Source organism: Ruegeria sp. CDSC081 (assembly GCF_059610485.1).
In genome coordinates, this window is record NZ_JBXWNS010000010.1 from 116,856 (window position 1) to 131,687 (window position 14,832).

At 57.7% G+C, this 14,832-nt stretch carries 15 protein-coding genes; 10 read left to right on the top strand and 5 right to left on the bottom strand.

Going from position 1 to position 14,832, the window contains the following annotated elements:
* The first annotated feature begins 70 nt into the window (after window positions 1-70).
* From AC2FH9_RS17390 to AC2FH9_RS17425, 8 genes are all read left to right on the top strand, one after another.
* Window positions 71-1,057 (top strand): branched-chain amino acid ABC transporter permease, encoded by a 987-nt coding sequence (locus AC2FH9_RS17390; protein ID WP_142637525.1) that lies wholly within the window; start codon window positions 71-73, stop codon window positions 1,055-1,057.
* A gap of 2 nt (window positions 1,058-1,059) precedes the next feature.
* Window positions 1,060-1,317 (top strand): hypothetical protein, encoded by a 258-nt coding sequence (locus tag AC2FH9_RS17395; protein ID WP_496693118.1) that lies wholly within the window; start codon window positions 1,060-1,062, stop codon window positions 1,315-1,317.
* A 3-nt stretch (window positions 1,318-1,320) separates the two neighbouring features.
* Window positions 1,321-2,397 (top strand): branched-chain amino acid ABC transporter permease, encoded by a 1,077-nt coding sequence (locus AC2FH9_RS17400; protein WP_496702962.1) that lies wholly within the window; start codon window positions 1,321-1,323, stop codon window positions 2,395-2,397.
* A 73-nt stretch (window positions 2,398-2,470) separates the two neighbouring features.
* Window positions 2,471-3,754, top strand: a complete 1,284-nt coding sequence (locus AC2FH9_RS17405) for an ABC transporter substrate-binding protein (RefSeq protein WP_496872367.1) — start codon at window positions 2,471-2,473, stop codon at window positions 3,752-3,754.
* 108 nt (window positions 3,755-3,862) lie between these two features.
* Window positions 3,863-4,696, top strand: a complete 834-nt coding sequence (locus tag AC2FH9_RS17410) for an ABC transporter ATP-binding protein (RefSeq protein ID WP_271950688.1) — start codon at window positions 3,863-3,865, stop codon at window positions 4,694-4,696.
* A 19-nt stretch (window positions 4,697-4,715) separates the two neighbouring features.
* Window positions 4,716-5,936 carry a phenylacetate--CoA ligase family protein gene (locus tag AC2FH9_RS17415; RefSeq protein WP_496790206.1) on the top strand — a complete coding sequence of 407 codons (1,221 nt, stop codon included), beginning with the start codon at window positions 4,716-4,718 and terminating at the stop codon, window positions 5,934-5,936.
* Window positions 5,937-6,055: 119 nt separating this feature from the next.
* On the top strand, window positions 6,056-7,723 hold the full coding sequence (locus AC2FH9_RS17420; protein WP_496751042.1) for an ABC transporter permease: 1,668 nt from the start codon (window positions 6,056-6,058) through the stop codon (window positions 7,721-7,723).
* Between the two features lie 71 nt (window positions 7,724-7,794).
* Window positions 7,795-8,145, top strand: a complete 351-nt coding sequence (locus AC2FH9_RS17425) for a DUF2794 domain-containing protein (protein WP_496751043.1) — start codon at window positions 7,795-7,797, stop codon at window positions 8,143-8,145.
* Here AC2FH9_RS17425 and AC2FH9_RS17430 read toward each other — a convergent pair.
* The 3 genes from AC2FH9_RS17430 to AC2FH9_RS17440 all read right to left on the bottom strand — a co-directional run bounded on the left by AC2FH9_RS17430 (window position 8,142) and on the right by AC2FH9_RS17440 (window position 10,711).
* The gene (locus AC2FH9_RS17430) at window positions 8,142-8,879 is read right to left on the bottom strand and encodes a C40 family peptidase (RefSeq protein WP_496751044.1); all 738 of its coding nucleotides are present in this window, start codon (window positions 8,877-8,879) and stop codon (window positions 8,142-8,144) included. The two genes, AC2FH9_RS17425 and AC2FH9_RS17430, sit on opposite strands and share 4 nt — an antisense overlap.
* Complete coding sequence (locus tag AC2FH9_RS17435) at window positions 8,876-10,258, bottom strand: leucyl aminopeptidase family protein (RefSeq protein ID WP_496699040.1); 1,383 nt, start codon at window positions 10,256-10,258, stop codon at window positions 8,876-8,878. The genes AC2FH9_RS17430 and AC2FH9_RS17435 overlap by 4 nt, the downstream gene beginning before the upstream one ends.
* A 63-nt stretch (window positions 10,259-10,321) precedes the next feature.
* A complete protein-coding gene (locus AC2FH9_RS17440; RefSeq protein ID WP_496690522.1) occupies window positions 10,322-10,711 on the bottom strand; it encodes a hypothetical protein in 390 nt (129 codons plus the stop codon).
* 144 nt (window positions 10,712-10,855) lie between these two features.
* Between AC2FH9_RS17440 and AC2FH9_RS17445 the strand changes: the two genes are divergently transcribed.
* Together AC2FH9_RS17445 and AC2FH9_RS17450 are read left to right on the top strand one after the other, a co-directional pair.
* Window positions 10,856-11,506, top strand: a complete 651-nt coding sequence (locus AC2FH9_RS17445; protein ID WP_142637545.1) for a carbonic anhydrase — start codon at window positions 10,856-10,858, stop codon at window positions 11,504-11,506.
* 104 nt (window positions 11,507-11,610) lie between these two features.
* Window positions 11,611-12,147, top strand: a complete 537-nt coding sequence (locus AC2FH9_RS17450) for an SRPBCC family protein (RefSeq protein WP_496872373.1) — start codon at window positions 11,611-11,613, stop codon at window positions 12,145-12,147.
* A gap of 92 nt (window positions 12,148-12,239) precedes the next feature.
* On the opposite strand, the gene AC2FH9_RS17455 is transcribed toward AC2FH9_RS17450, so the two are convergent.
* Together AC2FH9_RS17455 and AC2FH9_RS17460 are read right to left on the bottom strand one after the other, a co-directional pair.
* Window positions 12,240-13,577, bottom strand: a complete 1,338-nt coding sequence (locus AC2FH9_RS17455) for a metal-dependent hydrolase family protein (RefSeq protein WP_496872375.1) — start codon at window positions 13,575-13,577, stop codon at window positions 12,240-12,242.
* A gap of 182 nt (window positions 13,578-13,759) precedes the next feature.
* The gene (locus AC2FH9_RS17460) at window positions 13,760-14,782 is read right to left on the bottom strand and encodes an aspartate-semialdehyde dehydrogenase (RefSeq protein WP_142637551.1); all 1,023 of its coding nucleotides are present in this window, start codon (window positions 14,780-14,782) and stop codon (window positions 13,760-13,762) included.
* Window positions 14,783-14,832 lie beyond the last annotated feature (50 nt).

Genomic DNA, 14,832 nt, shown 5'->3' on the forward strand with positions numbered 1-14,832 from the left:
AACGGGCTGAGAAAATTCGACGAATTTTCCGGGATGACGCGCCAGATGAAATCTGTTCGGAGGACATAGGATGCCTGAACAACTCGTATTTGCGATGGAAGTCATCCTCAACGGTCTTATGGCCGGGGTGCTCTATGCGCTGGTCGCGCTGGGCTTTGTGCTGATCTACAAGGCGTCAGGGATTTTCAATTATGCGCAAGGGGTTATGGCCCTGTTTGCCGCGATGACTCTGGTCGGGATCATGAACGGGCAGGTGCCGTTTGCACATCTGATCAATGCGACTTTCGGGACGCATATCCATTACTTTGGCTGGAGTGTCCCTGCGCTGCTGGCGATTATTCTGACTATGGCGGTGATGGTTCTGTTGGCTTGGGCCGTGCAGCGGTTCGTGATGCGTCACCTGGTTGGCCAAGAGCCGATCATCCTGTTCATGGCCACCATCGGGCTGGCCTATTTCCTTGAGGGCGTGGCCGACCTGATGTGGGGGTCCGAGATCAAGACGCTGGATGTAGGCCTGCCGCAGGGCATCAACCTCTGGCTCGATGAGGCGACCTTTAACGTCTTCGGCTATGGGTTCTTCATCGACAATCTGGACATTGTGGCAACGGTAATTGCGGCGCTGCTGGTGGCGGCGCTGGTTGTGTTCAGCCAATATACCAAGCAGGGCCGGGCGATGCGCGCTGTGGCGGATGACCATCAGGCGGCGCTGTCGGTGGGGATTTCGTTGAACTTCATCTGGATCATGGTCTGGTCTGTGGCCGGGTTTGTAGCGCTGGTCGCGGGCATCATGTGGGGCACCAAGTCTGGCGTGCAGTTCTCACTGTCGCTGATCGCGCTCAAAGCCTTGCCGGTGCTGATGCTGGGCGGGTTTACCTCGATCCCCGGAGCCATCGTCGGAGGGTTGATCATCGGTGTGGGTGAGAAACTGTTCGAGTTCGCCATTGGCCCGATGGTTGGCGGTGCGACCGAGAACTGGTTTGCCTACGTGCTTGCGCTGATCTTCCTTGTGTTCCGGCCGCAGGGCCTGTTCGGCGAGAAGATCATCGAAAGGGTGTAGTCATGACCAAGCTCATCGCCATTCTCAACGTGATCGCATGGGCCGGGTTCTGGGCGTTTGGGTATATCGCCCTGACCTCGGACGATCTGACCGACAGCCAGCTGACGATTGCCGCGATCCTGGCTTTTGCCGGGTTGGTCACGGGTGTCATGGCCTACATGAAACTTGTGCGCGCCTCAGAGGCGAGCGGATATGCCAAAGGCTCCAGCCAACTGAACACTGTCGCCCGCGACCGGGCGCAGGAAGAATGGGGAAAGTAAGACATGTTTTATCGCGAGGCCGGAGATTTCAAAACCTCTTACGTGGAAGACAGCCAGACCTTTCCGATCAAATTTGACCGGTATCGGTACTATGTGGTGCTGGCAGTGGCATTTGGGATCATTCCATTCATCATCAATGACTACTGGGCGAACGCGCTGTTGCTTCCGTTTCTGATCTATGCGATCGCCGCCATCGGTTTGAATGTATTGGTTGGCTATTGCGGGCAGGTGTCGCTGGGTACCGGTGGGTTCATGGCTGTGGGGGCCTACGCCTGCTACAAGCTGATGACGGCCTTTCCCGAAACCAGCATGTTCATCCATGTCATCCTTGCGGGCGGGATCACCGCCATTGTCGGTGTTCTGTTCGGATTGCCTTCGCTTAGGATCAAAGGGTTCTATTTGGCCGTGGCCACGCTTGCGGCGCAGTTTTTTCTGGTGTGGCTGTTCAACCGTGTGCCGTGGTTCTACAACTACTCGGCTTCTGGGCAGATCAACGCGCCCGAGCGGGATGTGTTCGGCATCATCATCACAGGCCCGAATGCTCCGGCCTGGGCAACCTATCTGTTCTGCCTGATCTTCCTGACCTTCTGCGCCATCATTGCACGGAACCTGACTCGGGGAACGACCGGCAGGACATGGATGGCGATCCGCGACATGGATATCGCGGCCGAGATCATCGGGGTAAACCCGCTCAAGGCAAAACTGACCGCCTTTGCTGTCAGCTCATTTTTTGTGGGTATCGCGGGGGCGCTATTCTTTGCGGTCTATCTGGGCGCGGTTGAGGTTGGCGAAGTCTTTGGCATCCAGAAATCGTTCCTGGTCCTATTCATGGTCATTATCGGCGGATTAGGGTCTATCTTCGGCTCCTTTGCCGGGGCAGCATTCTTGGTATTGCTGCCGGTTGTTTTGAAGGTGGTCGGTGTCGATCTACTGGGCTGGCCCACTGATATCGTTGCGCATCTCAATCTGGTGATCGTCGGCGCACTCATCATCATGTTCTTGATTCTGGAACCGCATGGGCTGGCGCAGCTTTGGCGTGTGGCGAAAGAGAAACTCAGACTCTGGCCGTTTCCGCACTGACGGGCAGGCCCAAAGACAAGACGGGTGCAAAGCCCGAATTCAACATCGGACCAATCAAGGGAGGAGACACCCGATGAAGACGAAACTGGCAACCCTGGCGCTGGGCGCCATGATGGCCGCAGGTCCGGCCATGGCCGACCTTGTGTTCCCGTCGCTCAGCTATCGGACGGGACCATATGCGGCAGGCGGTATCCCGTTTGCTGACGGCTATGCCGATTATTTCACACTGCTCAACGAGCGTGATGGCGGCATCGGAGGTGTTTCGGCCAATGTGATCGAATGCGAAACCGGCTATAACACCGAAAAAGGCGTGGAATGCTATGAATCCACAAAGGGCGAAGGCGCCTTGGTATATCAGCCATTGTCGACCGGCATTACATACCAGCTGATCCCAAAAGTGACCGCAGATGGCATTCCGCTGCACACGATGGGCTATGGCCGGACCTCTGCTGCGAACGGCAAGGTATTCAGCCACGTGTTCAACTATCCGGCCAACTACTGGAACGGAGCGTCGGGCGCGATCAACTATCTGCTGAGCGAAAACGATGGTGACCTGAACGGTAAGAAAATCGCACTGGTCTATCACAACTCGGCCTATGGCAAGGAACCGATCCGCACGCTGGAGACCCTGGCTGTAAAGCACGGGTACGACCTGACGCTGCTGCCTGTTGACCACCCCGGTCAGGAACAGAAATCGCAGTGGCTGCAAATTCGCCGCGAAAAGCCTGATTATGTAATCATGTGGGGCTGGGGCGTGATGAACCAGGTCGCGGTGCAGGAAGCTGCGAACATCCGCTTCCCGATGGAAAACTTCATCGGTGTCTGGTGGTCTGGCGCTGAATTTGACGTGCAGCCCGCGGGCGACAAGGCAAACGGCTATAAGGCACTGACCTTTACCGGGCTGGGCATGGACTATCCGGTCTATGATGATCTGCAGAAATACGTGGTGGATGCAGGCAAAGCGGCGGGTGCGGGCGATCAGCTTGGCTCGGTTCAGTATAACCGCGGTCTCTATGCCGCCATGCTGGCCGCTGAAGCTGTGAAGACTGCACAGGGAATCCATAATACCGCTGATATCGACGCATCCATGATGCGCGATGGTATGGAGGCGCTGGAAATGACCAACGCCAAGATGGAAGCGCTGGGCATGACCGGTTTCGGGCCTGAATTCTCGGTCTCGTGCGAAAATCACGGCGGACCCGGCCTTGTCGGCGTTGTGCAGTGGGATGCTGCGGCCGGAACCTGGAACCCGGTTCAGGACTTCCAGCCGACCGATGCAGATGTGATCAACACGTTGATCGAAGAAGATTCTGCAGCCTATGCAGCGGAAAACAACATCACACCTGGGTGTGAATAAATGGCTGGCCCCGGTCTTGATCCGGGGCCGCGAAACTGACCAGAGCGGCGGGTAGCCGCCGCTCTATCCCAACGGTCCCTCGCGGGACAGTCATGAGGACACGCGCTGATGCTGGATGCGGCACAAACCACTGACGTGCAGGCGGAAACCCTGCTTGAGGTCAACAATATCGAGGTGATCTACAATCATGTGATCCTTGTGCTGAAAGGCGTCAGCCTAACGGTGCCCAAAGGGGGCATTACGGCCCTGCTGGGCGGCAACGGGGCAGGCAAGACCACCACACTCAAGGCTGTGTCGAACCTGCTGCATTCGGAACGGGGCGAAGTCACCAAGGGATCAATCAAGTATCGCGGGACCAGCGTGCATGAAAGCGATCCTGCAGATCTGGTGGAAAAAGGCGTCATCCAGGTGATGGAGGGCCGCCATTGTTTCGAACATTTGACGGTCGAGGAAAACCTGCTGACCGGCGCCTATACCCGCAAAGATGGTAAGGCCGCGATCCAACAGGATCTGGACCTTGTTTACACCTATTTCCCACGTCTGAAGGAACGCCGCCGCAGCCAGGCGGGTTACACGTCGGGCGGAGAGCAACAGATGGTTGCGATGGGTCGGGCGCTGATGTCGCGGCCCGAGACGATCCTGCTGGATGAGCCGTCCATGGGACTGGCCCCGCAGCTTGTCGAAGAGATTTTCGGCATCGTCCAAGATCTGAACGAAAAAGAGGGCGTCTCGTTTCTGCTGGCCGAGCAGAACACCAATGTGGCGCTCAGGTTCGCACATTATGGCTATATTCTTGAATCCGGCCGCGTTGTGATGGATGGCCCAGCTGCCGAGCTGCGCGAAAACCCCGATGTTAAGGAATTCTATCTGGGCATGTCGGATGACGGCCGCAAAAGCTTCCGCGATGTGCGCTCATACCGCCGCCGCAAGAGGTGGCTGTAGGCGGATGGAGGATTTGGCGATGACGAAATTCTACGATGCGCTAGAAACCCGCTCGGCCGACCAGCGCGCCTCTGAACAGTCTGAGGCGTTGCAGGTACAGATCACGCGCGCGAACTCGGCTCCGGGGTTTGCGGCGCATATGGCGGATGTTGATAAGGCAGCTGTAAAGTCGCTGGACGACCTTGTGAAGCTGCCAGTTCTGCGCAAGTCCGATATGGCTAAGGCGCAGGCGTCGCGCCCGCCCTTTGGCGGGTTTACCGTCAAACCGGCCCGGCATTTCCATCATGTTTTCCAGTCGCCCGGCCCGATCTATGAGCCCGGCAGCACCGATCACGACTGGTGGCGGATGGGGCGGTTCCTGCACGCAGCAGGTGTCGGGCCCGGAGACATCGTTCAGAATTGCTTTGGCTATCACCTGACCCCGGCGGGCATGATCTTCGAAAGCGGCGCGCGGGCGGTGGGGGCTGCTGTGCTGCCTGCCGGCACCGGCCAAACCGAACTGCAGGTAACCGCCGCGCGCGATATCGGCTGCACCGCTTATGCGGGCACACCGGATTACCTCAAGGTCATTTTGGACAAGGCCGATGAGATGGGCGTGGCACTGGATTTCGTGACTGCCGTTGTTGGCGGCGGTGCTTTGTTCCCGTCTTTGCGTCAGGAATACGCCAATCGCGGTATCGCCTGTCTGCAATGCTATGCCACCGCCGATCTGGGCAGCATCGCTTATGAAAGCCCGGCGATGGACGGGATGATCATTGATGAGCATGTCATCGTCGAGATCGTCACCCCCGGAACCGGAAACCCGGTCGCGCCGGGTGAAGTGGGTGAGGTTGTCGTGACCTCACTGAACCCCGATTATCCGCTGATCCGGTTTGCCACCGGTGATCTGTCGGCGGTTCAACCTGGTCAGTCACCTTGCGGTCGTACCAACATGCGCATCAAGGGCTGGATGGGACGCGCGGATCAGACAACCAAGATCAAGGGTATGTTCGTGCGCCCTGAACAGGTCGCGGCGCTGGTCGACAAGCATGATGAAATCGTCAAGGCGCGCGTCATTGCCGCCCGCCAGGGTGAGATGGACACGATGACGGTTCAGATCGAAAGCACCGGCGGAAATGACTTGGCTTATGCGAAATCCGTCGTCGAGGTGCTGAAGCTGAAAGGCGCGATCGAAGTCGTGGCGCCGGGATCGCTGCCGAAAGATGGTTTGGTGATCGAGGATCAGCGCGTCTACGAATGAAGGCTGTGCAACTCTGCGGCAGTATGTGTCGCAGATTTGTTTCGCTGCCCACTGGTGTTTCCGAGCGTTTTGGTCGATTAAAGACGGACTCTGCGCCTTAGCCAGTTAAAGCCGGGATCATGGCCGATATTGAAATCTCTGAGCACGGAAGGCGCAACCGCGGCGCTGTAGGTACACGCCTCGTCGGCGTGGTGGCCTGCCTTGTGGCGGCAGCCTGCCTGTTGCCGATGCTTGCGGTTGTTCTGGCCGCAACGACGGGTGGCACGGATACGGTTTCGCATCTCCTGGAAACTGTTCTGCCCGGCTATGCGATGACGACACTGATACTGGTCGTGCTGGTGGCCACGGGCACGTTTTCCATCGGCGTGGGCGCAGCTTGGCTCGTGACGATGACGCGGTTCCCCGGCGTGCGCATTCTGGAAATTGCGTTGGTGCTGCCGCTGGCCTTTCCGGCCTATGTGCTGGCCTATGCCTATACATTCATTCTTGATCACCCGGGCATCGTCCAGACCACCCTGCGTCAGGTAACGGGCTGGGGCCCGCGCGACTATTGGTTCCCCGAGATTCGGTCGACCGAGGGTGCGGCAGTGATGTTGATCTTAGTCTTGTATCCTTACGTCTACCTGCTGGCCCGGGCCGCTTTTCTGCAGCAGAGTGCAACGGCCTTTCTGGCAGCGCGCGCGTTGGGCAAAAGTCCGTGGCTGGCCTTTTGGCACGTTTCGCTGCCGATGGCGCGTCCCGCGATTGCGGGTGGCGTGCTACTTGCCATCATGGAAACCATCGCCGATTTCGGCACCGTGGCCTATTTCGGGGTGCAGACATTTGCCACGGGTATCTATACCAGTTGGTTTTCGATCGGTGATCGGGTGGGTGCGGCGCAGCTGGCTCTCTGCCTTCTGGGCTTTGCGCTGGTCATGGCCGTGGCAGAACGGATGCAGCGCGGGAAGGCCAAATACTATCAGGCAGGCAAAAGCCACGCCTCGCTGCCATCCGCCCGGCTGAAGGGCTGGCAAGCGGGCGCGGCTTTTGCCCTGTGTGCCATACCGGTGCTGTTCGGATTTCTGTTGCCGGTGTTCATTCTGGTTCAGATGGGGATGGAGTCCGAACAGAACCTTCTGTCACGGCGCTATCTCGGGTTCATTCAGAATTCGCTGACGCTGGCCGGTGTGGCGGCGTTTGTCACGGTCTTTGCGGCCATCAGCGTTGGGTTCTTTCAGCGATTGCGGCCGGGGAGGGTGTCCTCTGGTGCCGGGTACATGGCGCGGCTGGGCTATGCGGTTCCAGGCGGTGTGATCGCCGTCGGGCTGATGGTGCCTTTTGCCAGTTTCGATAACGCACTGGATGCATGGATGCGGCAGAATTTCGACCTGTCGACCGGGTTGCTTGTTACCGGTTCGATCTGGCTGTTGGTAGCCGCTTATATGGTGCGGTTTCTGGCCGCCGCGCTCAGCGCATATGAGGGAGGGCAGAGCACGGTGCATGCCAATATGGATGCGGCCTCGCGGTCTTTGGGGCAGACGCCGCTGGGGACGTTGCGCCGGGTGCATTTGCCGCTTCTGACGCCGTCGCTGCTGACCGCGCTGCTGATCGTCTTTGTGGACGTGATGAAAGAACTGCCCGCGACCCTGATCATGCGACCTTTCAACTTTGATACGCTGGCGGTGCAGGCCTATCGGCTGGCATCAGACGAACGGCTTGAGGGCGCCGCCGTGCCCTCGTTGGTGATACTTGCAGTGGGGTTGTTGCCGGTGATCCTGATCTGCCGACAGGTTGGGCGACAGCGCTAGCACCGACGAAAAAGTCACACCCGATTGCGGATAGGCTTGATTCGAACACGTTTTCCGGCAAGGCTTGGGGCATGAACATGCAGCCTCCCAGCCGGTTTTCTGCAAACTCGACCCAGATGCCTGTCGCGTTTGACCGCCACGAGATGTCTCATATCCTTTCTGTCTATGGCCGGATGGTCGCCGCCGGAGAATGGCGCGATTACGGGATCTCGAACCTGCGTGATATGGCGGTGTTTTCCATCTTCCGCCGCACGGCAGAGCATCCGATTTATCGGGTCGAAAAAGATCCGCGTCTGCGCTCCCGGCAAGGGATGTATTCGGTGGTCGGTATGGATGGCCGCATCCTGAAGCGCGGCCATGATCTGCGCACGGTGCTGCGGGTGTTGGAGCGCAAGCTGATACGGTCGGTTGACCTGGATTAGAGCCTTTTTTGGGCCGTCACAGGCCCATCGCCCTGTTCCAGAATGCGCGTGATTGCAGCATCCATCGGCTCAAAGGTTACATCCATGTGGAACGCGTTTGCATGCAGCAGCATATTGTCACCGTAGACCCAGGCAACATGCCCTTTCCAGAACAGCAGATCACCGCGCTGAGCAGGTGTGCCAGGGGTCAGCGCCTGACCCAGATCACGCTCCTGATCGCCACTATCACCGGGGCAGGGCAGCCCACAAGCCAGCATTCCGGCCTGAACCAGACCTGAACAATCAAGCCCGAACCGGCTGTTGCCGCCCCAAAGATAGGGCGTTCCCAGAAACAATTCGGCCACGGCGATCGGATCGGTCAGGGTTACGTTGATCTGTTTGGCGTGTATGGCCGGGATAAAGCCTAGCTCCGTCTCAATAAATCCATTCTGTTCGGACATTGTCTGAACCTTGCTGCCAAAGCTTAACGAGGTTCGGTCCCGGGATTTCATGTTCGGTTGCTCATAGGCATGTGTTGACGGTGCCGTGATCCAGTGCGTGGCAGGCACATCTGGGGCCAGACAGTCTGACCGGACCCAGCCCGCATAGCCGTCCTTGTCCGAGGTGATCCGGCTCCAGCCGTTGTTCTCTTCATGCGTGCAAACACCATCTCCATACAAAAGCTGGCGATCTCGCGGCCCGTCCGGGGCGCGCAACAGGTCGATGACCGGTTGTATGATGCGGTGCCGGGTCAAAGGCCCAAAATTTCAGGCAGGGCAGTCAGCAGGGCGCGGGGCCCCTGACCGAATCCGCCCTTGCTGCGTCCGGGTTCTTTGCTGCGTTGCCACGAGAAGATGTCGAAATGCATATAGGGACTGTCACCAACAAATCTGCGCAAGAACAAGGCGGCAGTAATCGAGCCTGCAAAACCACCCGCCGGTGCGTTATCCAGGTCCGCAATACCGGGTTCAATCAGACCCTCATAGGGGTTATGGAATGGCATGCGCCAGACAGGATCGGCTGCTCTGCCTGCGGCGCGGTTCAAGGCATCAGCCGCGGCATCGTTGTCGGTATAGAATGGTGCAAGATCGGCGCCCACCGCCACACGTGCCGCCCCGGTCAGTGTCGCCATCGAGATCACCAAATCCGGTTCGCCCTCATCCGCCAGCGCCAATGCATCGGCCAGAACCAAGCGCCCTTCGGCATCGGTATTGTTGATCTCAACGGTCAGCCCCTTGCGCGAGGTCAGGATGTCGCCGGGCCGGAAGGCGTTGCCCGCAACGGAATTCTCTACCGCCGGGATCAGCACGCGCAGCTGCACGGGCAGCTCTAGGGCCATGATCATCCGGGCCAGCCCCAGTACATTTGCGGCCCCGCCCATATCTTTCTTCATCAGCCCCATCGAGGCGCCGGGTTTCAGGTTTAGCCCTCCAGTGTCAAAGCAGACGCCCTTGCCGACAAGGGTCAGCTTTGGGCCTGTCACGCCCCAGTTCATCTCAATCAGACGGGGCGCTTGTGCGGCGGCGCGGCCAACCGTGTGGATCATGGGGAAGTTCTGCTCTAGCAGGGCGTCGCCCAGAACAACCTCGAAAGAGGCGCCGAATTCCTGTGCCAGGGCTTCGGCTGCGCTATGAAGCTGTTCCGGCCCCATATCAGAGGCCGGTGTATTGACCAGATCGCGGGTCAAGGCCTCGGCCCCGGCCAGAACCTCAAGCCGGGCGGCGTCGATCCCATCGGGGGCAACCAAACGGGCCTTGGCCGGGGATTGGCTGGCATAGCGGTCAAAGGCATAACCGGTCAGCAACCACCCCAGGCACTCTGTTTCCAGATCACCTTGGTCTATGCCCGATGCGATGTGATATGTGCCTTCGGGCAGGGCTTCGGCGGCGGCGGCCAGAGGAAAACGATTGCGGGCCCGACCTGTGGCTGTGCCATACCCCGCCAAAGCAGACTGTACCGCACCGTCAGCGCCCGGAATCAGCAAAACCTGTCCCAGTGCACCGGTAAATCCGCTGATTTTGGCCCAGGTCGTCACGGCTTCGGGCTGGCCCGCCAGCCAGTCGTCCAGACCTGGCTGCGCAATGACGTGAAGAGGAACAGATGGATCCGATGGTGATGCGAAAGACAGGGTCATGAAAATCTCGGCTGTTGCGGCTTATGCCCAACCTAGCCGTCCATGGACCGTCCGCAAGCCCTGTCAGACCGAAAGATCTTGCTGATCCCAGATCACAGTCAGCGATTTCTCACCCACTCTGATCAACCGCGACAGGGTGGCCCCGGCGGCGACCGAGTCGCCCGCATCCACATTTTGCGCCACATCATTCGCCACACAGGCCAGCGCCATCATTCCGATCTGTTCGGCAATGGCCACAATGGATCGCGCACATTTGCGCAGCCCGGCCCAGTCACGCTGTCTCCAGAACCGCTCGCAATTCGACAGGCGCACCGCCAATTCCTCGACCGTGCGACACAGCACGTCCAACGCGTTTTTCTCACCCAGTTGTCGATACAGCCCATTCAGACGATCCGAATCCAGCCGCACTGTTTCTTTGTGTTCAAGCGTGACGATCTTTTCCACCACATTCACCCCAATTCTATACGCCCCCACGGCATAGCCCGAATGTGGTGCGCAATTCCTTTGCAAAACCTTGCTATGGGGCAGGATAATGGCTCGAATTTTCTTCGAATTCAGGTTACAGCAGTCCACCGAGACATGAACAGGGACACAAGAATGGAATTCGCCAAACCTTTGCCAAACTATCTGGTCAATCGGTATCATGGCTGGAAAGCCACCACATATTCGGAAAACCAGGTCTGGTATCGCCGTCTGGCCACCGAAGGGCAGCGTCCGCGGGCCATGGTGATTTCCTGTTGCGACAGCCGGGTTCATGTCACCTCGATTTTTGGGGCGGATCAGGGTGAGTTCTTTATTCACCGCAACATTGCCAATCTGGTGCCGCCTTATGCGCCCGACGGTGATCATCACGGCACCAGTGCTGCCATCGAATACGCGGTGACCGCGCTGAAAGTGGCGCATCTGATCGTGCTGGGCCATTCCCAATGCGGTGGTGTGCAGGGCTGTATCGACATGTGCAAGGGCCAGGCACCACTGCTGGAAGCCAAAGAAAGCTTTGTTGGTCGCTGGATGGATATCCTCAAACCAAAATATGATCTGGTTGCCGATATCGAAGACAGCACCGACCAAGCGCGCCAGTTCGAACGGCAGGCGGTTGTTGCTTCGCTCGAAAACCTGATGACCTTCCCCTTCATCTCCGCGGCGGTAGAGAGCGGCTCGCTCAGCCTGCACGGTTTGTGGACAGATATCGGTGAAGGTGGCCTTCAGTGTTATGATCCCGGCGAAAAGAAATTCGTGGTCGTCTGACCCGGCGGATTTTCGACAATTTCAGGCAGCGCGGATCAGACTACTGATTCCGCGCTGTTTTTTTGATAAGTTTGGGATGTCATTTTAGGGATTCGGAGCATTCCATGCGATTGATCAAACGTGTTCTTGTCACTTTGCTAGTCTTGATTCTGGTTCTGGTAGGGGTGTCCTTTATATTGCCAGGCAAAGCAGAGGTTTCGCGCAGCATCACTATTAATGCGCCGCCCGAGGTCATCTTTCCTTATGTCAACTCCATGCAGGAGACCGAGAAATGGTCGCCATGGTTATCTCGTGATCCCGAGACGAAGCTGACCTATGGCGGGCCTGATTCTGGGGTCGGGAATGTGCTGAACTGGTCGTCGGATCACCGGCAGGTCGGCACCGGTTCGCAAGAGATTACCGAAAGCGTTGAAAACCAGATGGTCAGAACCGCCTTGGATTTTGGTCCAATGGGAACTGCCATTGCCATGTTTGAACTGCAGCCGGAGGGCAGCGGCACCAAAGTGACCTGGGGGTTTGAATCCGAATTGGGTATGAATCCCATGTCCCGCTGGATGGGGCTGATGATGGATAAATGGGTTGGCGGAGATTACCAGCGCGGGTTGGATAATCTGAAAACGCTGGTCGAGGGGCAGGGGTGATTTAGAGGACCCCGAGGTGTATTCGGATGGCGGCTTTGAGCCCCGAGCAGTCGTTACAAAGCTGGCTTTGAGCAAAGGACTTCATCTGGAACTCAGTCCAGCGTGTTCTTGTAGACTTTGCCGTCTTTCATGATCAAATCGAAATTCTCATGCGGGTCTGCGATCAGGTCGATATCTTGCAGCGGATTGCCGTCCACAAGGATTAAGTCGGCATAAGCGCCCTTTGCGATTACACCCAAATCGCCTTGTTGATAGGGGTGGCGCGGGCCTGAGAGTTTGAGCAGTTCAGCATTGGTTGAAGTCGCCATTTTCAGCACCTCGTATGGCGTGTACCAGCGCTGCAACTTGGCAAGGAACGCGCCTTGACGTTCGGCCAGTTTGGGATCGAACAGGATGTCGGTGCCGAAAGCGACTTTCACGCCAACTTCTTTCGCCGTTTTGTAGGTGAAATCTGTACCGTTGGTGACGTCGATCCATTTCTGCTGGCTAACAGGGTCGTCGAAAGAAAAGCCATCCTCGTCATCCAGAAGAGGCTGCACTGACAACCACACGTCGTTGTCGCGCATCAGTTCCATCGTTTCGCGGCTCATCAAGAAGCCATGCTCGATGGACTTAACGCCAGCGGCAACGGCTATCTCCACTGCCTCGTCCGTGAAGACATGAGATGCAACATAGGTGTTGTAGGTGTCAGCCACCTCTACGAATGCCTCGATTTCGGCCTTGGTGTATTGGCGTACATCCAGAGGGTCATAGGTAGATGACACCCCGCCGCCGGTGGAAATCTTAAGCTGGGTCGCGCCCATGCGCATGATTTCACGCGCGCGTTTGACCACTTCCGGAACACCATCAGCCTGCGCCATCAAACCAACGCTGTACCAGTACCATTGCGAATCCGCGCCGTTCGTCGGAACCGCTTGGTAGGGGCGATAGTCAAAGTGGCCGCCGGTTTGTGTCACGGGCGGGCCGGACGGCAGGATACGAGGGCCTTCGATCTCGCCTGCGTCAATCATCCGTTTTATGGCAAATGAATTGCCGCCAACGTCGCGCACCGTTGTAAAGCCGCGCATTAACGTGCCTTCGGACCCGATGGCACCCCGCACCGCGACTTCAAGAATATCGCCGGTCACAACCATGCTCTGCGGATTGCAGCAATAAAGCGTGTGCCAGTGTACGTCGATCAGGCCAGGCATCAACGTGCGCCCGCCGCCGTCGATGACGATACCATTGGCGACGGTGAGGGGTTCTGAGGACACATCTGTGATCAGATTGTCGGTTACAACGACATTGGCATTTGCAATCATTTCCTCATTCACACCATCAAACACGTTGACGTTTGTGAACAGTATCGGTCCCCCATCCTGGGAGAGCGCTTGCGAACTGGTTATTGCAAGAGCAATCGACGAAACTGCGGCAAGTTTGGGAAAATGCATTCGAAATTCCTCAGAAAATACTGTCGGATAAACCATCCCAGCGGAAGCAAGAATTTTCAAGCATTACCTCGCTTTTCTCCAATGGCAGTTTTGTCCGCCTTGCCGACGTTCAATAAAATAAAAAACCCCGCTGACCATGCAGCGGGGTTTACTTAATCAATGCTAAGGGTTGTGCGTATCGCTCACCCCTTCTTCAGGACCTCACGGCCCAGCAATTCGGCGATTTGTACCGCGTTCAGCGCTGCGCCCTTGCGCAGGTTGTCACTGACGCACCACAGGTTCAGGCCGTTCTCGATGGTTGAATCCTGACGGATGCGGCTGATGAAGGTGGCGAAATCACCTGCGCATTCGATCGGCGAGACGTAGCCGCCCGGTTCGCGCTTATCGATCACCATGATACCTGGTGCTTCGCGCAGGATGTCACGGGCTTCGTCTTCGTCCAAGAATTCCTCGAACTCGATATTCACGGCCTCTGAATGGCCGACAAAGACCGGAACGCGGACGCAAGTGGCTGTAACCTTGATCGACGGATCGACGATCTTCTTGGTCTCGACAACCATCTTCCACTCTTCTTTAGTCGAGCCGTCTTCCATGAAGACGTCGATCTGCGGAATGACGTTGAAGGCGATCTGCTTCTGGAACTTGTTCGGCGGGACTTCGGTGGTGGGGTTATAGATGGCTTTGGTCTGATCCCACAGCTCATCCATCCCTTCTTTGCCCGCGCCGGAAACCGACTGATAGGTCGACACGACGACGCGCTTGATCTTGGCGCGGTCATGCAGCGGTTTCAGCGCGACAACCATCTGCGCGGTCGAGCAGTTGGGGTTGGCGATGATGTTCTTGTTCTTATAGTCGTGGATCGCCTCGGGGTTACATTCCGGCACGATCAGCGGAATTGCAGGGTCATAGCGATACAGGGACGAGTTGTCGATCACCACGCAGCCAGCCGCCGCCGCCTTGGGGGCGTAGACCTTGGTCGCCTCGGATCCCACGGCAAACAGCGCCATGTCCCAGCCGGTGAAATCAAACGTGTCCAGGTCTTTGGTCGTGAGTGTCTTGTCGCCAAAGCTTACTTCGGTTCCCAGCGACCGACGGCTTGCCAGCACGGCAAGCTCATCGATGGGGAACTGGCGTTCTGCCAGAATGTTCAGCATTTCGCGGCCCACATTACCTGTGGCGCCGACGACTACGACGCGATAGCCCATTTCATGTCTCCAAAGTTAAGGACGCGCGTTCATAGCCGCGTTGCAGCAAA